This window comes from Nocardia sp. NPDC003693 (genome assembly GCF_053981095.1).
The window spans coordinates 1-23,880 of record NZ_JBSFNO010000019.1 but is presented as its reverse complement, the minus strand read 5'-3'; the positions used below and the strand labels follow the sequence as shown (position 1 = coordinate 23,880).

Here is a 23,880-nt window from a genome sequence, read left to right as displayed (position 1 = left end):
GTTGGAAAGCCCGGCAGGCGATGTAACCAACAGAGAGGTTGAACAATGATCCCGGTCATCATCGACACTGGCTCCGCTGCCCTCAACGGCCTGTTCAGCACCGGCTCGGCCGCGCTGAGTGGAATCCTGAACACCCTCTTCACCGGTTCTTTCGGCTAAATCCTAATCCCGCGAAGGGTTTTCGGGTACACGCCCCGGATGCGATCAGCATCCGGGGCGTTTTCGCGCGCTCACCGCAGCGCCCGGGGCGCGGCCTCGTAGATGCGCCGCACCACGTCCTCGATGTCCGGCTCCTCGATCGACAGGTCCCGCACCTCCGCGCGCGCCGAGACCGCGGTGAGCAGCTGTGCGGCCGTGGTGTTCTCGGTGTCGAAGGCCAGTCGCTGGCGCATGCCGTCGCCCACGCTGTCCAGGAGTTTCGCGCCGGGCAGGTCGGTGAGATCGGCCGTGGGCTCGGCCAGGTCGACGGTCAGCACCCGGCGGGCGCCGACCGTGGCGGCCAGTCCGGTCAGCGAACCGTCGTAGACCAGGCTGCCGTGATCGACCACCAGCACCCGTTCGCACAGTCGCTCGATGTCGCCCATGTCGTGGGTGGTCAGCAGCAGGGTGGTGCCGCGCCGGGTGCGCTCGTGCCGCAGGAATTCCCGTAATCGCTGCTTGGACAGCACATCCAGGCCGATGGTCGGCTCGTCCAGGATCACCAGTTCGGGGGAGTGCAGCAGCGCCGCCGCCACCTCCGCGCGCATGCGCTGCCCGAGGGAGAGCTGACGCACCGGCGTGTCCAGCGTGCCGCCCATCTCCAACTGCTCGACGAGTTCCTCGGTGCGCGCGGCGGCCGCGCGCGGCGCGAGCCGGTGAATGGCCGCCAGGATCGAGAACGATTCGCGCAGCGGCAGATCCCACCACAGCTGTGAGCGCTGCCCGAACACCACCCCGATCCGGCTCGCCAGCTCGCGCCGCCGGCGCACCGGATCCAGTCCGCAGGTGCGCAGCCGGCCCGCGGTCGGCACCAGGATGCCGGTGAGCATCTTGATGGTCGTGGACTTGCCCGCACCGTTCGCGCCGATGTAACCGACGGCCGCACCGCGTTCCACGCTGAAGGTCATATCGTCCACGGCGGTGAGCACCTCGCGGGTGCGGCGCAGTCCGCGATCCTTGCGACGCAGTACGAAAGTCCGGGTCAGACCGTTGGTTTCGATGATCGCGTCGGTCATCCCCCACCTCCCTGATAGTGCCGTGTACCCAGCCGCCACGCGGTCAGCGCCAGGACCCACACCCAGAGTGCCGCCACCGGCGAGCACCATGCCAGCCACCCGGGCAGCAGTGCGGGCCCGGGTATGCCGAGCAGCGCGATGGCGGGCAGGTAGGAGGTGAAGGCGACCGGGATGAGAAATCCGAAGACGAGTTTCATCGGTGTCGGGAACACCGACGTCGGTTGCATCGAGGCGTACGAGCCGCCGTAGGTGAACGCGCCGGTGAGCTCGGCGCCGTCGATGAGATAGAACTGCACCCCCGCCGCGCAGACGAACAGCCCGGCGAAGATGGCCACACCCGAGACGAGCGTGATCGCGAACAGCGCCAGATGCGCCGCGCTCCAGTCGATGTCGTTGCGGGCGATGCCGATGCCGAGCACGGTCGCCGCCACCGCGATGCGGGCTATGCGGCGCAACGCGATATCGCTGGTCACCAGTTGCAACAGCAGCGGCTGCGGGCGCAGGTAGAACGCGTCCAGGGTGCCCATGCGGATGTAGGTGGGCAGGGTATCGGCGTGCCCGACGATCATGTCTGCCAGCGCGAAGGCGGTATTGCTGAGACCGAACAGCAGCAGCATGGCGTTCAGGTCCAGGCCGCCGAGCTGCGGCACGTTCGCGAAGATGACCCACATCTCCGCGAATTCGAGCAGCCCGATCAGGAAGGCCGCGGCGATGTCGGTCGCGAAGGACAGGGGATAGGCCCGCTGCGCGCGGATACGCGAGCCCCAGACGGCGCGATAGGGCGCGAACCGGGAGGGCCTGGCCTCGCCCGCATCGACGGTCTCAGCCACCCTGCACCTCCAGTTTGCGGCGGCCCGCGCGCAGCAGCGCCTGTCCGACGGCGATGAGGGTCGCGAGCCAGAACAGTTGCACGGCAACGATGTACAGCGCGCCGACGCCCGCGGTGCGGCCGGACAGGACGTCGATGGGCAACTGCAGCATGGACGGGAACGGGGTGGCGTAGGCGATGGCCTGCAACCAGCCGGGGAACAGGTGCACCGGTGCGAAGAGCCCGGCCAGGAAGGTTCCGCAGATCATGTGCAGGGCCCGCAGGCCGCGCGTCTCCACCAGCCAGAAGCCGCCCAGGCACACCGCGAACATGGACAGGAACGAGATGGCGACGGCCAGCAGCAGGCTGATCGCGCCCAAAAGGTAGGGCCCGGCGGTGTCGGGCATGGCCAGGCCGAAGGTGAGCGCGCCGATCGCGACGCTGGGCAGCGCGCGCGGGATGAGCGTGCACAGCGCGCGGCCGAGATACTCCGCGAGATGGGCGAATTGGATGTCGATGGGTCGCAGGAAGTCGATCGCGACGTCGCCGCTGCGGATGCGTTCGACGATGTCGGGCAGGGTCCAGAACGCGATGGCGCCGAGCAGGCCCTGCGACAGCCAGGTGTAGGCGCCGATGGTGCCGTGGTCGTAGCCGCCGAAGTCGCTGTTGGCCGCGACCGCGGCGGTGAGCACCGCGGCCCGGACGAACCCGAACACGACATTGGTGACCAGCCCGGCGAACATGGCGAGCCGGTAGTACGACTGCCTGCGGAAACCGGCTTTCACCAGCCGCCAGTAGACCCCCACCTCTGCACGCACAAGAGGTTGACACTACAAGTGAACGGGGATGCGCGCCAGAAGAATCCGGCCATCTGTCCGAAAAATGTGGAATAGGGGTGTTCACCGAAGGTTCGCGGCGTTATGCTCGCCGCGTCTCGTGCGAGACCTGCGTCACTCGTTCCGGGTTCGCCGAGGCCGTCATCGGATTCGCCGAAAACCATCGCGCTCCGCGCCCGTCAGTGATAGAAACAATCTCGTTTCACTTTGCTGCGACGCTAGGACCCACCGATGACCATTGCCGAGACGACCGTTTTCGAGACGCTCGAATCCAATGTGCGCGGCTATTGCCGGTCCTGGCCGACGGTGTTCGACACCGCGCGCGGCAGCTGGATCACCGACGAGAGCGGCCGGGAGTACCTCGACTTCTTCGCCGGCGCGGGCGCGCTCAACTACGGGCACAACAATCCCGTGCTCAAGGCCGCGCTCATCGAGTACCTCATGCGCGACGGGGTCACCCACAGCCTGGACATGGCCACCTCGGCCAAACGCCGTCTGCTGGAGACGATCCGCGACGTGGTGCTCGCCCCGCGCGGCCTCGACTACAAGGTGCAGTTCCCCGGCCCGACGGGCGCGAACGCCGTCGAGGCCTCGCTCAAGCTGGCCCGCAAGATCACCGGCCGCACCACCGTCCTGAACTTCACCAACGCCTTCCACGGCATGACCCTGGGCGCGCTGTCGGTCACCGGCAACGCGGCCAAGCGGGCGGCCGCGGGCGTCCCGCTGGTGCACGCCACCCCCATGCCCTACGACGGCTATCACGCGGCGGGCGACGATCTTTCGTGGATGCGCAAAGTCCTGGACGACACCTCCTCGGGCGTGGACAAGCCGGCCGCGGTGATCGTGGAGACCATCCAGGCCGAGGGCGGGGTGAACGTGGCCCGCGCCGCGTGGCTGCGGCACCTGGCCGAACTGTGCTCCGCGCGCGGCATTCTGCTCATCGTCGACGACGTGCAGATGGGTTGCGGCCGCACCGGTCCCTTCTTCTCCTTCGAAGAAGCGGGCATCACCCCCGACATCGTCGCGCTGTCCAAGTCCATCGGCGGCTACGGTCTGCCGATGGCGCTGGTCCTCATGCGCTCGGACCTGGATGTCTGGGCGCCCGGCGAGCACAACGGCACCTTCCGCGGGAACAACGCGGCCTTCGTCACCGGCGAGGTCGCCCTGCGGCACTACTGGTCCGACAACGCGCTCGAGACCGCGACCCTGGCCAAGGGCGAACTGATCCGCCGGCACCTGAGCGAAGTGGCCGCGGAGTTCCCGGGCATCTCGACCCGCGGCCGCGGACTGGTGCACGGCCTGGTCTTCGAGAACGACGCCTCCGAGGCCGCCAAGGTCAGCCGGATCGCGTTCGAACTCGGCCTGCTCGTCGAAACCTCCGGTCCCTGTGAGGAAGTGGTGAAGCTGCTGCCGCCGCTGACCACCACCGAGCAGGAGATCACCCACGGCCTCGGCCTGCTCAGCCAGGCCGTGGAGATCGTGCGCGGCGCGCACTAGCGCCCGGCACGCCGAGCGCGTCCGCGCTCACCCCGACCGTGCCCGTACGGGCACCACGAACGTCGGCGCCGCCCACACCGGTGCCGACCGGTGCCGGGCTCCCAGCTGCGGAGGGAGCCCGGCATCACCTCTGTTCCGGCACAGGCTGTTTCGGCGGTGTCGTCTCAGTCGAAATTGCGCAGGAACCAGGACTGCAGTTCGGCGTCGGTCTTCGGCCCGTTCTCCGGATCGTCCGCGGCCTGCGCGCAGATCACGTAGATCAGCCGGGCCGATGTGTGCGCGGCCAGCAGACAGGATTTCGCGGGACTGTAGCTCGCGTCGGTGTAGCAGAGAAAGCGGCCGACCTCGGCGCCGTCGCGGCGCCACTCCGCGTCCTGGGACGTGCCGCCGCCGCACGCGCGGCCGGGGAACTGGGCCAGGTCGGCCTGATAGATGGCCGAGGTGGTGCGCTCGTCGGGCAACCCGAGGATCTGCACGAACGGACTCCCCACCCGGCCCGAGCAGACCAGTACCGCTGTCGCCGCGCCGACCGGCGGGTCCGAGTGCACGCAATTGGCCCGGGTGTAGGTCTTTTCCACGCGGGTGAGCAGATCGCGGTCCGCGTCGGTGAAGAAGTCGGGATCGAGACCGTACTCCGGCGCCACGAACTGGCCGTGATGGTTCTTGGCGACGTAGTCGCGCAGCGGGGACTCGCCCGGTGTCGCCCAGCTGAAAACCGCCAGGGCCAAGGCGGATTCGTTGGTCACCGCCAGGCTGGGCTGCGGCGCGTCGGGGGAGACGGTGCGGTCGGCGAAGCAGGTCTGCCTGCCCGCCGCCTTGCCGTCGATGCCGAGCGAGACCCCGTCCTTGCCCGCCGGATCGTGCGGGCAGTTCGTGCCGCGGAAGGTGCCCAGGAAGATCTGACCGTAGTAGTCGCGCAGATGCTCGACCGTGCGGAAGCGCCAGAACTGGGCGGTGGGCGCGGACGCGGCGGGGTTCGCGGCGCAGAACACCACGGCGGTCGTGGTGTTGTCGGTGTTCACGTGCAGGCAGTTCACCCGCTTGTACCCCGCCCCCGCCGCGATCGAGAGCAGCTCCACGTCGGGACCGTTCAGCGCGGTGTCGTCGGGCAGCGGCGTCCCCGCGAGGCCGGGCCGGGTCACCGCCCAGCCCGCGAATCCGATCGACGCGGCGACCAGGACGACGACGCCGAGCAGGGTGAGAACGCGGCGGATCCGGCCGGTGTCACGAGATTCGCGGGCGTCCGCGGCGGTGCTCGCGGCCGAGCCCCGCGGCGCCGGGCCGATGCCGGGACCCGACGCGGCCGGGGACGGTGGCCGCGTCGAGTGTCGATCCGAACGCACCGTGCGGGAATCGGGCTGTGCCGCAGCGGTATCCGCGGGGGCGTACGGCGACGCGGCGCGGGTGTACGGTCGTGCACCGGAGGATTCCGGCGGGGCCGTGAGCGCCGCGCGGGCCGCGACCGCGAGTTCGCCCGCGGTGCGGAAGCGGTCGGCGGGATTCTTCGCCAGGCCGCGGGCCACCACGGCGTCCAGCGCCGCGGGGATACCCGGGCGCAGGGCGCCGGCTTTCGGGGGCCGGTCGAACAGGTGGGCCCGCATCAGCTGGACATTGGTATCTCCGGTGAAAGGCCGTGCGCCGGTGAGACATTCGAACAGCACGCAGGCCACGGCGTAGATGTCGGCGGCGGGGGTGAAGTCGCGGTCGGTGAAGCGCTCGGGGGCCATGTAGCGGAACGAGCCGACCGCCGCGCCGTCGGTGGTGAGCGAGTCGTCGGTGGCCGACTGCGCGATGCCGAAGTCCACCAGGTACGCGAAGCCGTCGCGGGTGAGAAGGATGTTGTCCGGCTTCACATCCCGGTGCAGCAGGCCGTCGGCGTGCGCGGCGTCCAGCGCCGCCGCCAGCTGCTCGACGATGCCGACCGCGCGCTCGGGCGAACCCGGCCCGGCCCGGTCGAGCAGCGCGCGCAGATCCTCGCCGTCGACCAGGCGCATGTCGATGAACAGCCTGCCCTCGATCTCGCCGTAGTCGTGGATGGGGATCACGTGGGCTTCGCGCAGGCGGGCCGCGGCACGCGATTCGCGCTGAAAACGCTGCCGGTACACCGGATCGTGGGCGAGCCGCTCGGGCAGCACCTTGATGGCCACCGTGCGGTCCTTGACCGTGTCGTACGCCTGATAGACCTCGCCCATGCCGCCGCGCCCGATGAGCCGGTCCAGCCGATAGGGGCCGAATCGCGTGCCCACCGCGATGGTTCGGTGCTCACCGGTCATCTCGCGTCCTGCTTTCCGCTCGCCCGAAGTCGGTCAGGGAACGGTGCGCACGTCACATCCGCCAACGGCCCCGTCGTCGAGTTATCGAGCGCGCGCTCGCGGGTGATAACGCCACGCCGCCGACACCGCCCGTTCACGAACATCCCGGACAGTGGGGCGATGAGCGGCGAACGGGGCACAGCGGTGGGCGGCACGTCCGGAGCGGCGGCGGACGCCGACGGCCGGGGGATCCCCGGCGCGGCGATGGATGCTGACGAAACGGGTGTCGCCACGGCGGATCGCGGGGTCGCCACCGCCGGACACGGGGCCGACGCGGTTCATGCCGGGGCCGATGGGGTTCACCCCGGGGTCGTCCGCGCGATCGCGACCGTGGACGAACTCTGGCTGTTGCTGGCGGACTGCGCCGACGCGTGGGACATGCCCGACCGCAGCGGGGACCCCGTCGACATCCTGGACCACGACCGGCAGTGCGCGGAGCTGCTGCGCGCGAGCTTTCCCGCCGACGCCGAACTCCAGGTCGCGGGGCTGGTGCACGACATCGGGCACGTGCTGGTCCCCGGTGACGACGAAGGGCACGGACGGCACGGCGCGGCCGCGGTGCGCGGACTCCTCGGCGACCGGGTGGCCCGGCTGGTCGAGCTGCATGTCACGGCCAAGCGCTACCTGGCCGCCGCCGACCCCGTCCATGCCGCCGCGCTCTCGGCCTCGAGCCTGCGGACCCTGGTGGCGCAGGGCGGGCCCATGACCGCCGCGGAACGGCTCGTCTTCGAATCCGACCCGGACTTCGACGCCGCCCTGGCCCTGCGCCGCGCCGACGACGCGGGCAAGGTCGTCGGCCTGACGGTGCGACCGCTCGGGGCGTGGCGCGAGCTCGTCGAGCGCGTGGCCGCCGCGGCGGCGTAGCGGCTCGGACCGGGACACGCCTCACCGCCGCGAGGCGCGCGCGGTGAGAGGCATAGGATCGATCTATGCCACTGTCGCCGCGCGTCCCGGATCTGGCCGCGCTCGAGCTGCTGCTCTCGGTGATCGAACAGGGCAGTCTCGGCCGCGCGGCCAAGGCGCACGGGATCAGTCAGCCGTCGGCGAGTTCCCGCATCCGCTACCTGGAACAGCTGGTGGGCGTCCCGGTGCTGGAGCGCACCACCCTCGGATCCCGGCCGACGGCCGCGGGCGCGCTGATCGCGGAATGGGCGCGCGAGGTGGTGGACGCCGCCGCGCGCCTGGACGCCGGCATCGACACCCTGCGCGGGCAGCGGGATTCGCGCCTGCGGGTGGCGGCCAGCGCGACCATCGCGGAATACCTCTTCCCCAAATGGCTCGTGGCCCTGCGCACCCGCGCGCCCGACACCTCGATCGCGCTGGTCTCGGGTAACTCCGCCGATGTCGGCCGGGCGGTGCTCGAGGGGCGCGCCGAGATCGGATTCGTGGAAAGTCCGCAGGTGCCGGGTGATCTGGAGAGTCACACGGTGGCGCGCGATCGCCTGGTGGTGGTGGTCGCGCCGGGCCACTCGCTGGCGCGGCACCGCGCGGTCGGCGCGGCGGAACTGGCGCGCACCCCGCTCATCTATCGCGAGCCCGGATCGGGCACCCGAATCTCGTTCGAACGAGCCATGACCCGGGCGATCGGGGAATGGAGTCCGGCGGTCGTGCTCGAGCTGTCCTCCACCACCGCGATCAAGACCGCGGTCGCCGAGGGCGTGGCCCCGGCGGTGCTCAGTTCCCTGGCGGTGGCCGGCGAATTGGCCGAGGGCACCCTGGTCTCGCCCGAGGTGACGGGTCTGGATCTGGAGCGCACGCTGCGCGCGGTCTGGCCGCGCGGGCAGCGGCCGGCGGGCCCGGCCCGCGATCTCTACGCGATCGCCCGCCGCCCGGCGTAATCGCCACGGCCCAGCGTACTTCCAGCGCACCCTTCCCACCCGTCTCATCCGTCACCCGTTCGCTCGCCTACCGTTTCCTCGCAGGGTTCGCAGCGTGAAGGCTCAAGTGCGCCAACAGGTCCCGCCGCCGCGACCTAGGGGTTATGGTCACGGAATGGTGCGAACCGCCGTCGCCGCAGACTCGGACGAGCCAGACCGTCCCTCACCTGCCCCGCGACCACGTCTGGAGGTGGTGACCGGCGTGCCCGAGCCGGAAACCCCTCAGCTACCCCCGCTCGGCCCGAATGTGCTGGCAGCGGCCGATATCGAACGGCTATCGGCGGGCGCTCGGCACCGGATAGCCGCCTTCGTGCATCTGCAGCTCGCGGACCTGGAGGAAATGCCGGATCCGCTGCCGCCGCGGCAGCCGGAGACCGATAGCCCGTAGTCCTGCGATACGGGGTACTTGCGAAGTTTGTGCAGACCGCCGCGTTTCGACGACGATTCCTGGGACATTGCCGGATAGCCGATCCCGCGCGCGAGCTGGCAGGGTGGGTGACGTCACTTCCGGTCACCGTCTGCATCGCGGAGCAACGCATATGAGTATTTCGGCGGGCAGCGGTGTCATCCGCGTCTCGGCACTGGTCTGCGCCCTGCTGGCCTGCGGCGCGCACACGGCGGCGGGCGTTCGGGCCGAACCGGATTCGACCACCTGGTACGTGAGCGCGGCGGCCCCGGCCGGCGGCGCCGGAACCCGGGACGCGCCCTTCGGATCGCTCGCCGCCGCCGCGACGGCCTCGCGGGCCGGAGACACCATCGTGGTGCGCGCGGTCGCGCCCGATATCGCGCCGTTGGACGGCGGCATCGCACTCAAACCCGGGCAGCGCCTGGTCGGCGAGGGCCCGCCGGTCATCGGAGCGCCCGCGGGCTCGGCCCTGCCGCGCATCACCAACACCACCGGGGAGAACGACGGCGACGCCGTCCGGCTGGCCGAGCGCACCGAGGTCGGCAACCTCGTGATCGCCGGGGCGCGGCGCGGCGGGATCTACGGGAACGACGCCGTCGACACCGTGATCACCGGAAACGATGTCTCCCAGACCAATCGGGGCTGCGCCGACGGATTCATGATCGGCCCGTTCACCCTGCCGCCCGGGCTGCCGCTCGGCGTGGCCGTGCCGCCGCTGCCGGACTTCGTCACGCTCAACAACGGCTGGGCCGCCATCATGACCGACTTCACCACGGGCGCCGGGTTCACGCGCATCGCGGGAAACAGCGTGCACGACACCGCCTGTGGCGACGGCATCGACATTCGCGCGCACGGCACCAGCCGGGTGCACGCCGAGGTCACCGGAAACGATCTGCGTGCCATCAACCTCGGGCTGCTGAAACTCTCGGTGCTCGCGCTGGGGGTGCAGGCCGGGGATTCGGCGCAGCTCACCGCGGCCTTGAACGGCAACGCGCAGACCCGGATCGCGTCACCGGCCGACACCCCGCTCAACCGGATCGCCGACAGCGAGGGCGTCTTCCTCAACGCCGCGGGCCGGGCGCGCATGGATATCACCATCGACGACAATCATTTCCGCGACGGCCACGGGAACTTCTCCGCCAACGGCCTCGAATACGTCAGCACCAATGGCGCCCCCGTGAGCCGGGTGCGGGTGCGGAACAGCAGTTTCGAGAATGTCACCGGCGACATCATCGAGAATTACAACCTCAGCACCGAGGGCGCACAGCAGTCGCTCACCCTGGAGAACGTGCGCGCGCACCATTCGGAGTTCCCGGCGGCCATTCTCAATCCGCTGGTCCCGGCCAATCTCGGAACCTGTCTGGTGACAACGAATTTCGGACGGGACGCGCGCACCGAGCTGACGGTGGCCGATTCCAGTTTCGGCGGATGCAGCGCCGACGGCATCGGGGTCATCGCCTATACGCCCGCGGGCGGCGCCCCGGCCACCGGCGCGCTCACCTTCGACATCCGCGACACCGCGATCGAGGGCGTCGCCGCGAACGGCATCAACATCGTCAACGTCGGCGACACCGCGGTCCTGCGCGGCGCCGTCGCCCGCACCACCGTGGCCGGGGCGGCCGGGAATCTCCTCCGGATCGACAACGGCGGGGGCGTCATCGGCAGCGCCGCACTGGAATTCGGTGCGGGCGCGCTGGACGGCAGCCCCCGGGCGTGCCTGGCCGACCCGCATCCCCGGGTGCTGGTCACCGGGATCGCGGTGACCTGCGTGCCGTGAGCCCGGCTCAGCCGGTCTGAATCCCGGAGGCGACCTTGACCACTACCTGGTCGGTGGTCACCTCCTGGACGGTGACGTTCATGCCGTCGGCGGGCTGGGTCTCGCCGACCGGGACGCGCACCTCCTGCCCGGCGACCCGCAGCGTCACCGTATTGCCGTTCACGGCAACGAGTTCGGCGTCCACACCCAGCACGCTGGCCTTGGCGTTCACGCCGCGGTCGAAGGTGATGGTGCAGCCGGTGATGGTGCAGTCCGACTTGCTGCCCGGGCCCTCGGCCGAGCACGCGGACACACCCAGCGGAACCAGCAGGGCGAAAACGGGAACGGCCATCAACCGTCGAAAGCGCACATCGTCAGTGTAGTGCGCCCGCGCCGGTCGGCGGCCGTGCTCGCGGGTGCTGCTCAGGTGCGGAGGACGCGATTGTTCACGCGCAGTAGAAACAGACCCCGTTGGCGGGCAACTGGGTGAAACAGTCCGAGCACACCGGTGCGCGCACGGGCTCGGGATCGGGCTCCGGCGCGGGCGCCGCGGCGGTCTTGCCCATGGTCATCCGGCGCTTGGCCGCGACCTTCGGGGTGAGCGGCGGGACGCCGCCGTCGGCCGGGATCTGCGCACCGTAGAACTGGTAGCACTGCCAGCGGGCGTAGGCCGCGTGCAATTCCAGGTCGTCCGGAATGGGCAGGCCCGCGAGTTCCAGGACGTATTTGTAGGCGTCGCCCACCGTGTGGTTCTGGCGTACGCACAGCGCCGAGAGCGGCGGTTCGCCCGCGCTGTGGCAGCGCCGGGCCACCTTGCGCAGAATGGCATCCATCCAGGTGCGGGTGGGGGCCTTGGTGTGCACGCCCGAGGTTTCCTGCACGCGCTCGGCCAGTTCGTTGACCGTGACGAAATGTCCGTACCCCGTTGCGGTTTCGGCCAATTCGGCGTGCGCGGCCAGCGCCCACGCGATAGTCGCCTCACGGAACGGCACCGCGGTGCCGTCGCCCGCCCGCCATGCTCCCGCCATCGTGGATACGGTCTCCTTCATCACCCGTCCAAGTTATCGCGCCGGGTGCCGACGACGCCAACGGACTCCCGAATTATCGCGAAAACTCTTCGCAAACCGACTGGTTCTCCGGTGGATTCCCGTGTGCGGCAAGAAGTTCTATATCGCCGGCGCGGGCGGCGACGATAGAATGAGCCGGATTCGTACTCACGCCCCATCACCGTTGCCGGTCGCGCGTTCGCCCCGGTAGAGGTGGGGTTCGCGCCGATTCGCTCCAGCCCCCGGGCGGCTCGGCCGCCGCTGCCAGCTGCCCGAGGGGGCCGTATGTACGCCAGCGAGAACACCGGCGGCAGTTGTGATTCGGGCAATCATGCGCCCGGTCGCGCATCGTGTTCCGGGCCACAGTGCGGTGCGCGGACCGAGGCGCCCGGCGCCGTCCGGGACGAGGTGGGTGCTGCCTTCCAGCAGTGGACCGTGGTGGCGGTGGTGCTGCACGCCGGCGTCGTGGCGCCGGTGCCGATCGGCGTGGTCGTGGCCGCGGATCTCGCGCTGGCCGCCGATCAGGTGTGCGCCCGGTTGCCCGCGCCCCGCGCGCTCGCGGGCACGCCGTACCTCGTCGCCTCCCCGTGCGCGCCGGAGGTCCGGGTGGGCGACGTGGGCGGCGCGCGATCGCTCAGCTGGGTGAACCGCCCGCAGTGGTGCGGCGGCTGGAGCTCGACCGAATGGGTGCCCGCCGTCGGCGGGTTGCGGGTCCTGGATCCGGCGAGCCGGCGCGGCGCCGAGCGCGCGCCCGGGGGAGCCTGACGGACTCCCGGCGCGCCTTGCGGCTGCCGATTCACCTGCGGCAGAAGAGCATTGGTGTCGTTCTGGTCCACCGTCGCGCGTCTGCCCGAGGCCGTAGATCGCAGCCCTCCGGTGTCGAAGGGCTGCCGGGTATCCGGGGAATCAGGCGGAGACGAGGAACTCGCCCGCGGGCGGGGTGAGCATGCCGATATTCGGATTGTGGCTCAGCTTGGGCAGTTCCACGTGCCGTGCGTCGGGCAGCACCTCGGTGATGGCGCGGGCGGCGGTGCGCAGCAGTTTGTCGCTCTTGCCGCCGGAAATGACCAGCGTCGGGACCGTGACCCCGGCCCAATCCCGCTCGCGCAACGCCTCGCCGCGCATGAACGGCTCCATCACCGCCCAGCAGTGCGGCGTCGAACTCGCGGTGGCGAGCAGGTTCTTCCACATCGGGGTGAAGGGCATGACAGCGGTGAAGAATCGGGGAATGCCCATCGCCTTGGTCATGTAGAACTTCACCGTCTCGGCGCGCCTGTCCTCCTTGACCAGCGTGTGCAGTGTGGACGCCAGATCCGCGGCGGGAACGAAGTTTTCGTGATTCACCACGAACGGCGGCTCGAAGGCCACGACCTTGGTGATGCCCGGGACCCGGCCCGAGGCCGCGGCCCGCAGCGCGAGGCCCGCGCCCGAGGACCAGCCGAACAGCGAGGCCGCGCCGCCGACTTCCGCCACCAGGGCGGCGAGATCGTCGATCTCGTTCTCGACGTCGTACACGCCGGGGGTGTCGGTGCTGTCACCGCGGCCGCGGCGGTCGTAATTGATGACGGTCAGGCCGTAGTCGTCGGCCAGTCGCTGGGCCAGTTCCACCATTTTGGGGAACTGCCGATAGCTGAAGGCCCCGCCGATCAGAATCACCGTTCCGGCCCCGCTGCCCGTGACGCGATCGAACGCGATGGTGTTTCCGGCCGGAGTAACGATGGTCTCCATTGTCGGGCGCCTTTCCTCGAATACCTGCGGCCAAAGGTGTTGTGCCGTCGGATGTCGAGACGGCGGCCGAATCCGGGATTCATCGGAGGGCTCGACGATTCGATTGTGACTTGGGTCACCAATAGGGTGCGGGCTCAGCCGTTCGCGAGGTGGTGCCGCAGCAGGACGGCGAACTGGTTGCGAGCGTCGTCGAAGGGGTGGCTCGATTTCAGCGCGCGGGACTGCACGATCGCGCCCTCGATGATCGAGAGCAGCAGGCCCGCGAGCGAGCAGGCGGCCGCGCGGTCGATGCCCGCGCTCACCAGGCCGTCGGCCAGCCGGGCGGTCCACTCGGCGAAGGCCTGGCCCGCGGCGGACTGCACGGTCGGATCGAGTTCGTCCAGGGCCGCGGCCATCATGAACGAACCGGCCCGATAGTCGCTGGATTCGAGTTCCATGCGCCAGAACGCGAGTAGATCGTCGAGCCACTGCTCGGGGGAGGTCGCGGTGGCCAGCGCGTCGGCCATCCGGCTGACGTGCGAGTACACCACGCGGGACACGATGCGTGCCGCCGCCTCGACGAGTTCCCCCTTGCCGGCGGGGAAGTGCTGATAGAGCGAGTTCCGTGAGGCATTGCTGCGCTTGAGCAGTTCACTGAGGCCCGCCGCGTGCACGCCGTGCTCCTGCACCGTCGCGATCGTGCTCGCGATCAGCCGAGCCCGAGGTCCCGCAGTCATGAATGGTCCTCCAACTTTTACCGTCAACCCTTGCTTGAACCGATCGGTTCATGTTAGACGTATCTCTGTGAACCGATCGGTTCATTCGGAGAGGAACACCATGCCCGCCCACATCGCCACCGCAGCCCCGGTGACCCATGCCGCCACCCTCGGCCTGGGTGTCTATCGACCCCGCCGGGTAGTCCCCAACGCCGAGATCGTCGACCGCATCGACTCCTCGGACGAATGGATCCGCACCCGTTCCGGCATCGAGTCCCGGCACTGGGCCGATTCGGACGAGACCATCGTCTCCATGAGCACCGCCGCCGCGCGTGACGCCCTCACCGCAGCGGGCATCACCGCCGAGCAGATCGACGCGGTCGTGCTCGCGACCTCGTCGCAGATGGTGCTCGGGCCGTCGGCGGGCGCGGTGGTCGCGACCGAACTCGGCATGCAGGACACCGCCGCCTACGACGTCTCGGCCGGCTGCGCGGGCTTCTGCTACGCCCTCGGCAACGCCGCGGCCCTGGTGCGTGCGGGCCAGGCCCGGTACGTGCTGGTGATCGGCGTCGAGCGGCTCTCGGACCTGCTCGACACCAGCGACCGGACCTGCGCGTTCATCTTCGCGGACGGTGCGGGCGCGGTCGTGGTCGGACCGTCGGACACCGAGGGCATCGGACCGGTGGCCTGGGGCTCGGACGGCAGCCAGACCGCGGCCATCAAGCAGGACAAGGACTTCGCGCAGTACTTCGCCGAGGTCGCCGCCGCCGAGGCGAGCGGCGGGACGACCGTGCGCCCCTACATTCGGATGAACGGCACCGCTGTCTTCCGCTGGGCCGTCACCTTTTTGGAGAAGGCGTGCCGGGACGCGCTGGACAAGGCGGGCGTGAGCGTCGAGGACCTCGACGCCTTCGTTCCGCACCAGGCCAACAGCCGGATCACCGACGCGCTGACCCGCGCGCTGCACATGCCGGAGAACATCGCGGTCGCCCGCGACATCGTCGAGACCGGAAACACCAGCGCCGCTTCGATTCCCATGGCGATGGAGCAGTTGTTGCGCTCGGGTGGCGCCAAAGCGGGGGACACCGCGCTGCTGCTCGGCTTCGGCGCCGGGCTGGCCTACGCGGGCCAGGTCATCACCCTGCCCGCCATCTCCTGATCCGCGCACCACGGAAAACGGGCCCCGGCGCGAGGTGATCGCGCCGGGGCCCGTGGTGAACGAATGGATATCGGGAGTTCGAGTGCCGCGCTCAGTCCGGCCGCGCGTGCCTGCCGCCGCCGGCGGGCGCGGCGAAGGGCGGCGCGAACAGCGGCTGCGCCCGCCCCGCTATGTCGGAGTCGGAGATGCGAGGCAGCTCCGTGGTGGGACGATCGGCGCCGCGCCGCAGGCTGTCTATGAAGGCATCCAGACTTCCGTAGCGATTCAGAATCTCCGCCAGCAAGCGCTGGGCGTCGGGTCCCTGCATGGGTCGCAACGCTAGCCGCGAAAACCGTGGTGATCGACGTTTGTGCGCGGTCTTGGCACGAAAAGTCAGTGGTCGAGCGGTATGTATTCGCGCCGGTCGCTTGGGCGTTTCGCGGAGTCCGTCACCGGTGATGCCCGTGATGCGGACGGGACGTCCGCGAATCGGTCCGGTTCCGGGCGAATTCCGGGCTGCGGTCCCTATCGCGACCCGTGCCCTCAGTTGTTCTTGGGCACCAGGATTCCGGTCAGGTCCGCGTTGCGGATGGGGGTGTCCGGGTTGGCCTGCGCTTCACACATGAGCCCGATGGCGGTGATCGAGGCGTCGATGGTGTCGGGGTTCGGGTCCGAGGTGGAGCTGTCCTGCTCGAGGTATTTGCGCACGGTGATGCGCTGCTTGTCCCGGGACTGCTCGGTGAACTCGCTGCAGGGCGTGTCGCCCCCCTTGTTCACGATTTCCTCGGCCTCGGTGCAGGCGCCGAGCAGCAGCGCCGCCAGCAGTCCGGAGAGCACCAGGGGCGCCCGGCGGCGTCGCGTGCGATGACTGTTCATGGCTCCGCATTTCCCGCGCCCCACCCGATCAAACGCGCGTCGTTCGACCGAATAGTCTGGATTTGTACGGGTATTGCGGATCCGATGAAGGAGGCCGCACCATGCTCGACATCGGCCGGACAGCGGCGCTCCGGGGTTCGTTTCGTGACCCGCGCCGCTGACAGCCCCGGCCGCCGGGATCGCGGCGAGACCGAAATCGAACGGCTGGACCGCAATTGGAACAGCCTCATGCAGGAACTGCGCGTGGTGCAGACCGGAGTGCAGCTGCTGACCGGGTTCCTGGTCACCCTGCCGTTCCAGAGCAGGTTCGCCGATCTCTCCGAACCGTGGCGGGTGCTGTACCTGGTGATCATGGCGGCCTCGCTGACCGCGACGGTATGCCTGACCGCGCCCGTGGCCGCGCATCGAATGCTGTTCCGGCGCGGTCGTTTGGCGAGTGTGGTGCTGACCGCGCACCGCTACGCCATCGCCGGCCTCTGCCTGCTCGGGATCACCCTCACCGGGGTGGCCGCGCTCATCTTCGACGCTGTCGCCGGCGCCCGGGCCGGAGTGGTGGCCGGGGCGGTCTTCGGGCTGACCTTCACCGTCGTCTGGATGGTGCACCCGCTGCGGCAACGCCGCACGACCCGGCCCGCGTCCGGCTCCACGGTGAACTGACCCGACCGGCGCGAGACTTCGTGCCCGCGAACGAGAACGGGCCCCGCCTCCGAGGGGGAGGGCGGGGCCCGTTGGGGGCGGCCTGGGCGCGGCCGGTCACGCAGCGGACAGGTTGCGTGAACGTTCGCGCCCGGCGCGGTCTACTTGGCGCCGGCCGAACCGGTCAGTGCCTTGATGATGTCGGTGATCCCGCCCGGCAGGACGGTGTTGCTCTCGGCCCGGCCCGGAACGCCAACGGACAGCGTCGAATTCGCGGAGCCCTGGGTGATGACGATCTCGTACTTGCCGTTCGCGGGCGGCGTCCACGGCACGTTCACCGATCCGCCGGTGGGGGTGACGGCGTTGGCGACGACGGCGCCGTTGGCCGTGATGGTGACCGGACTCGTCGCGTCCGAGCCCGAGACCGTCACCACAATGCGGCAGGCGGTGGCCCCGACGACGCAGTCCTTGCCCGTCTCGGCGCCTTCGACCTTGGCGCCGGTCACCTGCGCCGACGCCGGCGCGGCCAGCAGCACGGGCGCGAGCGCCGCGGTCAGCCCCACCGCGGCCAGAGTTCCGATCGAAAGTTTCGTCATATCTCCACTACTTCTTTCCGGCGGCCAGGTGGCCACCCGGTCCGAACAGTAGTGAAACACGCTTGTTTCAACAAGGGGCGCTTTCGAATATGCGAACAACTTCGCAGAGTATCCGAATTCGCCGCGTCAATGACCGGATTCGGCCTCGGCTCGCAGGCTGCTCGCGCCCGAAATCAGGGCGCCCACCGCCAGTGTGAGAAGCAGGAGGCCCCAGCGGAATTCGAGGGGCTTGCTCAGCTTCTCCGACAATTGGGTGAAGGCCATCGTCGTCGCCAGCAGGAGACCGGCGGACTCGGCGACGGCCAGGGTCAGGACCACGCGATTCACCGTGGGGGAGGGATGTTTCTGGAGAACCGCGGTAATGGCGAGGAGCAGCAGGAGTCCGGCCAGCAGCCAGCCGACATTCGGCGCGGCGTCCCGCAGGTCCCAGAGCGAGTAGTTCGTTCTTTCGCTGCGCCGGTTCTCGAGCCGTTTCGTGGTGCCGAACAACGGCGCGAACAGCGCCGCGCCGACGGCGACCGCGCCGCCCAGCGTCAATATGATTCCGGGGCGTGGCGCGGATTGCAGGCGCATCCATTGGTCTGACACGGTCGCAGTTTACGTACGGGCGTGCCACCTTCGCCGGTCGGCGAAATAGCGCGCAACCCCGGGGCCGGGTCCCGTCTCACCCCGCCGCGGCGCGGCCGGCGTCCGGTAACTCCTCGTTGCCGGATCGATGATTTGTCGGTACCCGGCTCGGGCGTGGCGCGCACCCTCGGCGTGTTCCCCGGCGGCGGTGCCGTCCCGGTGCTCGTGAGTCGGGGCCCGGCGCCGGGGGTTTCGGCGCGGACCCGTGCGCACGGCGCGCCGACGCGCGCGGGGTACGGGAGAAAGACTGGCGCGCTTGCGGTTTGGCGGGCGCGTGCGGCGGGTACCTCTGAACCTGGCTTGTGGGCACAGGTCAGAGGTCTCGGCGCCCCCGGCAGGAATCGAACCTGCGACCTAGGGATTAGAAGGCCCTTGCTCTATCCAACTGAGCTACGGAGGCAGCGCGGTGCATCGTGGGCGATGCGGCCACCAAACACCATTGCCCATATCGGGCGCGGTGTCCAGCGCGTTGAGTATAGCGAGCGTCCAGATTAGGTAAGTGCGCTTAGCTAGCAACCGATCGGCGCGTCGGGCCGGTAGTGCAGACCGCAGGACCGTAAACCCCCGGGAAGTCCGGACCCCCGCTCCGAACTACCCTGAGCGTATGTCGTCACCGCAGGACTCGCCCGCAGCAGCTGAGGTTCAGGCGCACCGGTCGGGCTCGGGGGTGACTTTCACCGTCGTCGCAGCGATGGCGGGTGCGCTGGCCGCGGTGGCGGCCGCGCTGGTGGTCGGACTTTCCGCCTCGCAGGCCCTGAGTTTGCTGGGGATTCCCGATCCGGGACCGCTGACCACGTACGGCCTGCCCGCCGTCCGCGCGGTCGCCGATCTCGCCGCCGCGATCGCGGTCGGATCGCTGCTGTTCGCGGCGTTCTTCGTGCCGCCGCAGCCCAACGGGGTGCTCGACGTCGGCGGGTACCGGGCGCTGCGCCGGGCGGGCAACGCCGCGCTGGTGTGGGCCGGCGCCGCGGCCCTGCTGGTGCCGCTGACGCTGTCGGACACCACCGGGCAACCCTTCGTCGACTCGCTGCGCCCGGAATCGGTGTGGCGTGCCGCGAATCAGGTCGACGTGGCCGGATCGTGGCGCTACACCGTGTTCTTCGTGCTGGCCCTGGCCGTCGGCTGCCGGCTCGCGCTGCGCTGGGGCTGGACCCCGGTGCTGCTGGTGCTGTCCATCGTCTGCTTGCTTCCGGTCGCGCTGACCGGGCACTCGTCCTCGGGCGGCGCCCACGACATCGCCACCAACAGCCTGATCCTGCATCTGCTCGCCGCCTGCTTCTGGGTGGGCGGACTGTTCGCGGTGCTGGCCTACGCGCTGCGCGAGGGCAAATACACGGGCCTGGCCGCCCGGCGCTTCTCCCGGGTCGCCACGATCGCGATCGTGGTCATCGCGATCAGCGGCGTGATCAACGCCTGGGTGCGGGTGCCGTTCGGCGAGCTGTTCACCACGACCTACGGCCGGCTGGTGCTCGCCAAGACCGCCGCCCTGCTGCTGCTCGGCCTGATCGGGCTCGCGCAGCGCCGCCGCGCACTGCCCGCCCTGGAACGCGATCCCGGCGATCGCGGCGCGCTGATCCGCTTCGCGGGCGTCGAGGCCCTCGTCTTCGCGGCGACCTTCGGCATCGCGGTCGGCCTCGGCCGCACGCCGCCCCCGGATCCGCGCTCGGTGCCCACCCCGGCCGAGGTGGAGATCGGCTATAACCTCGCCGGCCCGCCCACCGCCGCGCGCCTGCTGCTCGACTGGCGCTTCGATCTGATCTTCGGCACGCTCGCCCTCGTGCTGGCCGTGGTGTACCTGCGCGGCGTCCTGCGCCTGCGCGCCCGCGGCGACGCCTGGCCGATGGGCCGGACCATCGCCTGGATGTCCGGGTGCGCGGTGCTGCTGATCGGCACCAGCTCCGGCATCGGCCGCTACGCCCCGGCCATGTTCAGCGTGCACATGGGCCAGCACATGATGCTGTCCATGCTCGCGCCGATCCTGTTCGCCCTGGGCGGCCCGGTGCTGCTGGCCCTGCGCGCGCTGCCGCCCGCGGGCCGGGACGCCCCGCCCGGACCCCGCGAGTGGATCCTGGCCGGGGTCCACAACCCGGTGTCCCGCTTCATGACCCAGCCGGTGGTGGCCTCGGTCTTCTTCGTCGCCGGTTTCTACGTGCTCTACCTGGGCGGGGTCTTCGACCAGTTCGTCGGCTCGCACGGCGCGCACCTGCTGATGAACCTCCACTTCCTGCTGAGCGGGTACCTCTTCTACTGGGTGGTCATCGGCATCGATCCGAAACCGCGCCAGGTCGAGCCGCTCGCCAAGCTGGGCATGGTGTTCGGGTCGCTGCCCTTCCACGCATTCTTCGGCATCGCGCTGATGAGCATGACCACGGTGCTGGGCGGCTGGTTCTACCGCGGGCTCGGCCTGGGCTGGAACAACAACCTGCTCGACGATCAGCACACCGGCGGTAGCCTCGCGTGGGCCAGCGGTGAGATCCCACTGGTGGTGGTGATGCTCGCGCTGCTCATTCAGTGGTCGCGCAGCGACAAGCGACTGGCCACCCGGCTGGATCGCGCCGCCGAGCGTGATGACGACGCGGATCTGGCCGCGTACAACGCCATGTACGCCGAGCTGGCCCGTCGCGATCGAGAGGTTCGCAAGTGAGTGATCGCCGTCCCGCACCACCCGAGCACCGGGCTCGGAAGATCAAGCGGCTGTACCGATCCGACGTGCGCCGGGCGCGCAGGCTGCTGCTCGGGCACACCCGCAAGACGCCGGTCTTCCACACCGAGGTGCTCGGCCCGCGCGGGCCGATCCCGGTCACGCTGAAGCTCGAGCATCTGCAGCACGGCGGCACCTTCAAGGTGCGCGGCTGCCTGAACGCGCTGCTGCAGTCCGGTTCCCGCACCGGCAAGGTGGTGATCGCCTCCGGCGGTAACGCCGGCATCGCCGCGGCGCTGGCCAGCGCGCTGCGCGGACTGTCCTGCACGGTGGTGGTGCCCGAGTCCGCGCCGCACACCAAGGTCGCGGCCATGTGGTCGCACGGGGCCGAAGTGCTGTGGCACGGAACCACTTACGCCGAGGCGCACCGCTACGCCTGCAAACTCGCCGGTGAGCGCGGCGCGATGCAGCTGCACGCCTACGACCTGCCCGAGATCGTGGCGGGCGCGGGCGTGGTCGGGCTGGAGATCGAGGAGCAGGTGCGCGGCAGGCCGCCGGTGCTGGTCGCGGTCGGCGGCGGCGGTCTGGTGGCCGGGATCGCGGTGGCGCTGGGACTGCGCGGGCGGGTCATCGGCGTGGAGCCACAGGGCGCGCCGACCCTGCACGCCGCGCTCGCCGCGGGTCACCCGGTGGACGTCGACGTGTCGAGTGTGGCCTCGGATGCCCTGGGCGCGAACCGGATCGGCGCCATCGCGATGGAGGTGGCCCAGCGCTATCAGGTGCGGTCGCTGCTGGTGAGCGACGACGCGATCGTGATGGCGCGGGAGTACCTGTGGCGCGAGTTCCGCATCGTGGTCGAGCCGGCCGGCGCGACGGCGCTGGCCGCCATCCAGAGCGGGGTGTACGTCCCGGCGCCGGGGGAGCGGCCGGTCATCGTGCTGTGCGGGGCGAACACCGACCTCGCCACGCTGTAGGAGTCGGGCGCGGAGACCTCCCGCCGCACTCGCTGGGCGCGATGGGCCGATCGAGCGCGCGGTCGTCACGGCGGCGGGGTTTTGGCGCAGCGGCTGTTCACATCGGGCGAGGTTGTCCACAATCTGTCATAGCCGCTGGTGCGGGTGGGTGCCGGCGGTCACGCTGGAGGGGTCGGACAGTTCGGTGAAACAGCGAGGGGGACAGCGATGTACGAGGCCAACACCACCGTGATCGGCCGGGTGGTCACGCATCCGGTGCGCAGGCAACTGCCCAGCGGCGAGCAGATGCTCAGCTTCCGCCTGGCCAGCACCACCCGCCGCTACGACGCCGCGCACAGCGCGTGGGTCGACGGCGGTACGCTCTATCTCACCGTCACCTGCTGGAAGCAGCGCTTCGCGGAGGGCGTGGAAGCCTCCCTGCAGCGCGGCGATCCGATCATCGCCTACGGTCAACTGCGCTCGAACGAGTACACGACCCGGGACGGTGTGGAGCGCACCGACCTCGAGATGCGCGCCACCGCGCTCGGGCCGGACCTGGGCCGTTGCGTCGCCCCCGTCCAGCGAAAACACTTCGGCCACGCCGACCTGCCCACACCGGCCGCACAGCCCCCCGCCGATGCCGACCGCGCCGGAGAACCGGCAACTCAACACAGTTAGGCTTGCCCATATGGCTGAGTTCATTTACCAGATGACCAAGGTTCGAAAGGCGCATGGCGACAAGGTCGTGCTCGATAACGTGACCTTGAACTTCCTGCCCGGCGCCAAGATCGGTGTCGTCGGCCCGAACGGCGCGGGTAAGTCGAGCGTCCTGAAGATCATGGCCGGACTGGACCAGCCGAACAACGGCGATGCCTGGCTGGCGCCGGGCGCGACCGTCGGCATCCTCATGCAGGAGCCGGAACTCAACGAGGCGAAGACCGTGCGCGGCAACGTCGAGGAGGGCCTCGGCGAGATCAAGGTGAAGCTGGACCGCTTCAACGAGATCGCCGAGCTCATGGCCACCGACTACTCCGATGAACTCATGGAGGAGATGGGCAAGCTCCAGGAGGAGCTCGATCACGCCGACGCGTGGGACATCGACTCCCAGCTCGAGCAGGCCATGGACGCGCTGCGCTGCCCGCCGCCGGAGGAGCCCGTCACCAACCTCTCCGGTGGTGAGCGCCGCCGTGTCGCGCTGTGCAAGCTGCTGCTGAGCCAGCCCGACCTGCTGCTGCTCGACGAGCCCACCAACCACCTCGACGCCGAATCGGTGCTCTGGCTCGAGCAGTTCCTGGCCAAGTACCCGGGCGCCGTCCTCGCGGTCACCCACGACCGGTACTTCCTGGACAACGTGGCCGAGTGGATCCTCGAGCTCGATCGCGGCCGCACCTTCCCCTACGAGGGCAACTACTCCACCTACCTGGAGAAGAAGGCCGAGCGCCTCGAGGTGCAGGGCAAGAAGGACCAGAAGCTGCAGAAGCGCCTCAAGGACGAGCTCGCCTGGGTTCGCTCCGGCGCCAAGGCGCGTCAGGCCAAGAACAAGGCGCGTCTGGGCCGCTACGAGGAAATGGCCGCCGAGGCCGACAAGATGCGCAAGTTGGACTTCGAGGAGATCCAGATCCCCGCGGGTCCGCGCCTGGGCAGCATCGTGGTCGAGGTCGAGCACCTGGACAAGGGCTTCGGCGATCGCGTGCTCATCAAGGATCTGTCGTTCAGCCTGCCGCGCAACGGCATCGTCGGCGTCATCGGCCCGAACGGTGTCGGTAAGTCGACGCTGTTCAAGACGATTGTCGGCCTGGAGCAGCCGGACAGCGGCACCGTGAAGGTCGGTGAGACGGTCTCGCTGAGCTACGTCGACCAGAACCGCGCCGGCATCGACCCGAACAAGAACGTCTGGCAGGTCGTGTCCGACGGCCTGGACTTCATCCAGGTCGGCAACCAGGAAATGCCTTCGCGCGCCTACGTTTCGGCGTTCGGCTTCAAGGGCCCGGATCAGCAGAAGCCGGCCGGGGTGCTCTCCGGTGGTGAGCGCAACCGCCTGAACCTCGCGCTGACCCTCAAGCAGGGCGGCAACCTGATCCTTCTCGACGAGCCCACCAACGACCTCGACGTCGAGACCCTGGGCTCGCTGGAGAACGCGCTGGAGAACTTCCCCGGCCCCCGATGAGGGTGAAGGCGAGGTACAGCTGGGCCAGGTTCTGCGCCTGCGACCACAGCAGCACCGCGACGACACCCACC

General features: G+C 69.8%; 23 protein-coding genes, 1 tRNA gene and 1 pseudogene. 12 read left to right on the top strand and 13 right to left on the bottom strand.

Annotated elements, in window-relative coordinates; translation table 11 throughout:
* Positions 1-230: 230 nt before the first annotated feature.
* The 3 genes from ACWDOP_RS21290 to ACWDOP_RS21280 are packed head-to-tail and all read right to left on the bottom strand — an operon-like array spanning position 231 to position 2,840.
* Positions 231-1,214 (bottom strand): ABC transporter ATP-binding protein, encoded by a 984-nt coding sequence (locus ACWDOP_RS21290; protein ID WP_456346467.1) that lies wholly within the window; start codon positions 1,212-1,214, stop codon positions 231-233.
* A complete protein-coding gene (locus ACWDOP_RS21285) occupies positions 1,211-2,044 on the bottom strand; it encodes an ABC transporter permease (protein WP_456346466.1) in 834 nt (277 codons plus the stop codon). Before ACWDOP_RS21285 ends, ACWDOP_RS21290 begins: the two co-directional genes overlap by 4 nt.
* Positions 2,037-2,840 carry an ABC transporter permease gene (locus ACWDOP_RS21280; RefSeq protein ID WP_454207443.1) on the bottom strand — a complete coding sequence of 268 codons (804 nt, stop codon included), beginning with the start codon at positions 2,838-2,840 and terminating at the stop codon, positions 2,037-2,039. The genes ACWDOP_RS21285 and ACWDOP_RS21280 overlap by 8 nt, the downstream gene beginning before the upstream one ends.
* Before the next feature lie 249 nt (positions 2,841-3,089).
* Between ACWDOP_RS21280 and ectB the strand changes: the two genes are divergently transcribed.
* The gene (gene ectB, locus ACWDOP_RS21275; RefSeq protein ID WP_454207444.1) at positions 3,090-4,355 is read left to right on the top strand and encodes a diaminobutyrate--2-oxoglutarate transaminase; all 1,266 of its coding nucleotides are present in this window, start codon (positions 3,090-3,092) and stop codon (positions 4,353-4,355) included.
* 164 nt (positions 4,356-4,519) lie between these two features.
* Here the strand turns inward: ectB and ACWDOP_RS21270 are convergent, their stop codons facing one another.
* Positions 4,520-6,628 (bottom strand): protein kinase domain-containing protein, encoded by a 2,109-nt coding sequence (locus ACWDOP_RS21270; RefSeq protein WP_456346465.1) that lies wholly within the window; start codon positions 6,626-6,628, stop codon positions 4,520-4,522.
* A gap of 159 nt (positions 6,629-6,787) precedes the next feature.
* Here ACWDOP_RS21270 and ACWDOP_RS21265 point away from each other — a divergent pair, with 159 nt between their 5' ends.
* The 4 genes from ACWDOP_RS21265 to ACWDOP_RS21250 all read left to right on the top strand — a co-directional run bounded on the left by ACWDOP_RS21265 (position 6,788) and on the right by ACWDOP_RS21250 (position 10,727).
* Positions 6,788-7,531, top strand: a complete 744-nt coding sequence (locus ACWDOP_RS21265; RefSeq protein ID WP_456346464.1) for an HD domain-containing protein — start codon at positions 6,788-6,790, stop codon at positions 7,529-7,531.
* A gap of 65 nt (positions 7,532-7,596) precedes the next feature.
* The gene (locus ACWDOP_RS21260; protein ID WP_456346463.1) at positions 7,597-8,505 is read left to right on the top strand and encodes a LysR family transcriptional regulator; all 909 of its coding nucleotides are present in this window, start codon (positions 7,597-7,599) and stop codon (positions 8,503-8,505) included.
* Positions 8,506-8,659: 154 nt separating this feature from the next.
* A complete protein-coding gene (locus ACWDOP_RS21255; RefSeq protein WP_456346462.1) occupies positions 8,660-8,932 on the top strand; it encodes a hypothetical protein in 273 nt (90 codons plus the stop codon).
* Positions 8,933-9,083: 151 nt separating this feature from the next.
* Positions 9,084-10,727 (top strand): hypothetical protein, encoded by a 1,644-nt coding sequence (locus ACWDOP_RS21250; RefSeq protein WP_456346461.1) that lies wholly within the window; start codon positions 9,084-9,086, stop codon positions 10,725-10,727.
* A gap of 7 nt (positions 10,728-10,734) precedes the next feature.
* On the opposite strand, the gene ACWDOP_RS21245 is transcribed toward ACWDOP_RS21250, so the two are convergent.
* Together ACWDOP_RS21245 and ACWDOP_RS21240 are read right to left on the bottom strand one after the other, a co-directional pair.
* The gene (locus ACWDOP_RS21245; protein WP_456346460.1) at positions 10,735-11,076 is read right to left on the bottom strand and encodes a hypothetical protein; all 342 of its coding nucleotides are present in this window, start codon (positions 11,074-11,076) and stop codon (positions 10,735-10,737) included.
* A 76-nt stretch (positions 11,077-11,152) separates the two neighbouring features.
* Positions 11,153-11,755, bottom strand: a complete 603-nt coding sequence (locus ACWDOP_RS21240; protein ID WP_454207456.1) for a hypothetical protein — start codon at positions 11,753-11,755, stop codon at positions 11,153-11,155.
* 282 nt (positions 11,756-12,037) lie between these two features.
* Here ACWDOP_RS21240 and ACWDOP_RS21235 point away from each other — a divergent pair, with 282 nt between their 5' ends.
* Positions 12,038-12,517, top strand: a complete 480-nt coding sequence (locus tag ACWDOP_RS21235) for a hypothetical protein (protein ID WP_456346459.1) — start codon at positions 12,038-12,040, stop codon at positions 12,515-12,517.
* A 141-nt stretch (positions 12,518-12,658) separates the two neighbouring features.
* On the opposite strand, the gene ACWDOP_RS21230 is transcribed toward ACWDOP_RS21235, so the two are convergent.
* Both ACWDOP_RS21230 and ACWDOP_RS21225 read right to left on the bottom strand, forming a co-directional pair.
* On the bottom strand, positions 12,659-13,480 hold the full coding sequence (locus ACWDOP_RS21230) for an alpha/beta fold hydrolase (protein ID WP_456346458.1): 822 nt from the start codon (positions 13,478-13,480) through the stop codon (positions 12,659-12,661).
* 134 nt (positions 13,481-13,614) lie between these two features.
* A complete protein-coding gene (locus tag ACWDOP_RS21225; protein WP_454207462.1) occupies positions 13,615-14,196 on the bottom strand; it encodes a TetR/AcrR family transcriptional regulator in 582 nt (193 codons plus the stop codon).
* 100 nt (positions 14,197-14,296) lie between these two features.
* Between ACWDOP_RS21225 and ACWDOP_RS21220 the strand changes: the two genes are divergently transcribed.
* On the top strand, positions 14,297-15,334 hold the full coding sequence (locus tag ACWDOP_RS21220; protein WP_454207463.1) for a beta-ketoacyl-ACP synthase III: 1,038 nt from the start codon (positions 14,297-14,299) through the stop codon (positions 15,332-15,334).
* Positions 15,335-15,425: 91 nt separating this feature from the next.
* On the opposite strand, the gene ACWDOP_RS21215 is transcribed toward ACWDOP_RS21220, so the two are convergent.
* Positions 15,426-15,641: a hypothetical protein gene (locus ACWDOP_RS21215; protein WP_456346457.1), complete on the bottom strand. Its 216-nt coding sequence runs from the start codon at positions 15,639-15,641 to the stop codon at positions 15,426-15,428.
* A gap of 215 nt (positions 15,642-15,856) precedes the next feature.
* A complete protein-coding gene (locus ACWDOP_RS21210; RefSeq protein ID WP_454207467.1) occupies positions 15,857-16,189 on the bottom strand; it encodes a hypothetical protein in 333 nt (110 codons plus the stop codon).
* A 144-nt stretch (positions 16,190-16,333) separates the two neighbouring features.
* Here ACWDOP_RS21210 and ACWDOP_RS21205 point away from each other — a divergent pair, with 144 nt between their 5' ends.
* Positions 16,334-16,846 carry a DUF6328 family protein gene (locus ACWDOP_RS21205; protein WP_456346456.1) on the top strand — a complete coding sequence of 171 codons (513 nt, stop codon included), beginning with the start codon at positions 16,334-16,336 and terminating at the stop codon, positions 16,844-16,846.
* 140 nt (positions 16,847-16,986) lie between these two features.
* Here ACWDOP_RS21205 and ACWDOP_RS21200 read toward each other — a convergent pair whose 3' ends face one another.
* From ACWDOP_RS21200 to ACWDOP_RS21190, 3 genes are all read right to left on the bottom strand, one after another.
* A complete protein-coding gene (locus ACWDOP_RS21200; protein ID WP_456346455.1) occupies positions 16,987-17,421 on the bottom strand; it encodes a hypothetical protein in 435 nt (144 codons plus the stop codon).
* A 126-nt stretch (positions 17,422-17,547) separates the two neighbouring features.
* Positions 17,548-18,009, bottom strand: a complete 462-nt coding sequence (locus ACWDOP_RS21195) for a hypothetical protein (protein WP_456346454.1) — start codon at positions 18,007-18,009, stop codon at positions 17,548-17,550.
* Between the two features lie 365 nt (positions 18,010-18,374).
* Positions 18,375-18,448, bottom strand: a tRNA-Arg gene (locus tag ACWDOP_RS21190).
* A gap of 204 nt (positions 18,449-18,652) precedes the next feature.
* Here ACWDOP_RS21190 and ACWDOP_RS21185 point away from each other — a divergent pair.
* The 4 genes and pseudogenes from ACWDOP_RS21185 to ettA all read left to right on the top strand — a co-directional run.
* A complete protein-coding gene (locus ACWDOP_RS21185) occupies positions 18,653-20,692 on the top strand; it encodes a cytochrome c oxidase assembly protein (protein ID WP_456346453.1) in 2,040 nt (679 codons plus the stop codon).
* Entirely contained in the window at positions 20,689-21,663 is a 975-nt protein-coding gene (locus tag ACWDOP_RS21180; protein ID WP_454208871.1) for a threonine/serine dehydratase, read from the top strand. The genes ACWDOP_RS21185 and ACWDOP_RS21180 overlap by 4 nt, the downstream gene beginning before the upstream one ends.
* A 207-nt stretch (positions 21,664-21,870) precedes the next feature.
* Complete coding sequence (locus tag ACWDOP_RS21175) at positions 21,871-22,320, top strand: single-stranded DNA-binding protein (protein ID WP_454208870.1); 450 nt, start codon at positions 21,871-21,873, stop codon at positions 22,318-22,320.
* A gap of 10 nt (positions 22,321-22,330) precedes the next feature.
* Positions 22,331-23,800 (top strand): annotated as a pseudogene (gene ettA / locus ACWDOP_RS21170) (energy-dependent translational throttle protein EttA); the annotation flags it as partial.
* Between the last annotated feature and the right edge of the window lie 80 nt (positions 23,801-23,880).

Excerpts from the sequence above, each read along its gene's own strand:
- ACWDOP_RS21260 (WP_456346463.1), top strand. The coding sequence starts at position 7,597 with ATGCCACTGTCGCCGCGCGTCCCGGATCTGGCCGCGCTCGAGCTGCTG.
- ACWDOP_RS21215 (WP_456346457.1), bottom strand. The coding sequence starts at position 15,641 with ATGCAGGGACCCGACGCCCAGCGCTTGCTGGCGGAGATTCTGAATCGC.
- ACWDOP_RS21225 (WP_454207462.1), bottom strand. The coding sequence starts at position 14,196 with ATGACTGCGGGACCTCGGGCTCGGCTGATCGCGAGCACGATCGCGACG.
- ACWDOP_RS21220 (WP_454207463.1), top strand. The coding sequence starts at position 14,297 with ATGCCCGCCCACATCGCCACCGCAGCCCCGGTGACCCATGCCGCCACC.
- ACWDOP_RS21200 (WP_456346455.1), bottom strand. The coding sequence starts at position 17,421 with ATGACGAAACTTTCGATCGGAACTCTGGCCGCGGTGGGGCTGACCGCG.
- ACWDOP_RS21235 (WP_456346459.1), top strand. The coding sequence starts at position 12,038 with ATGTACGCCAGCGAGAACACCGGCGGCAGTTGTGATTCGGGCAATCAT.
- ACWDOP_RS21210 (WP_454207467.1), bottom strand. The coding sequence starts at position 16,189 with ATGAACAGTCATCGCACGCGACGCCGCCGGGCGCCCCTGGTGCTCTCC.
- ACWDOP_RS21255 (WP_456346462.1), top strand. The coding sequence starts at position 8,660 with ATGGTGCGAACCGCCGTCGCCGCAGACTCGGACGAGCCAGACCGTCCC.
- ACWDOP_RS21270 (WP_456346465.1), bottom strand. The coding sequence starts at position 6,628 with ATGACCGGTGAGCACCGAACCATCGCGGTGGGCACGCGATTCGGCCCC.
- ACWDOP_RS21230 (WP_456346458.1), bottom strand. The coding sequence starts at position 13,480 with ATGGAGACCATCGTTACTCCGGCCGGAAACACCATCGCGTTCGATCGC.
- ACWDOP_RS21185 (WP_456346453.1), top strand. The coding sequence starts at position 18,653 with ATGTCGTCACCGCAGGACTCGCCCGCAGCAGCTGAGGTTCAGGCGCAC.
- ACWDOP_RS21290 (WP_456346467.1), bottom strand. The coding sequence starts at position 1,214 with ATGACCGACGCGATCATCGAAACCAACGGTCTGACCCGGACTTTCGTA.
- ACWDOP_RS21265 (WP_456346464.1), top strand. The coding sequence starts at position 6,788 with ATGAGCGGCGAACGGGGCACAGCGGTGGGCGGCACGTCCGGAGCGGCG.
- ACWDOP_RS21240 (WP_454207456.1), bottom strand. The coding sequence starts at position 11,755 with ATGAAGGAGACCGTATCCACGATGGCGGGAGCATGGCGGGCGGGCGAC.
- ACWDOP_RS21175 (WP_454208870.1), top strand. The coding sequence starts at position 21,871 with ATGTACGAGGCCAACACCACCGTGATCGGCCGGGTGGTCACGCATCCG.
- ectB (WP_454207444.1), top strand. The coding sequence starts at position 3,090 with ATGACCATTGCCGAGACGACCGTTTTCGAGACGCTCGAATCCAATGTG.
- ACWDOP_RS21250 (WP_456346461.1), top strand. The coding sequence starts at position 9,084 with ATGAGTATTTCGGCGGGCAGCGGTGTCATCCGCGTCTCGGCACTGGTC.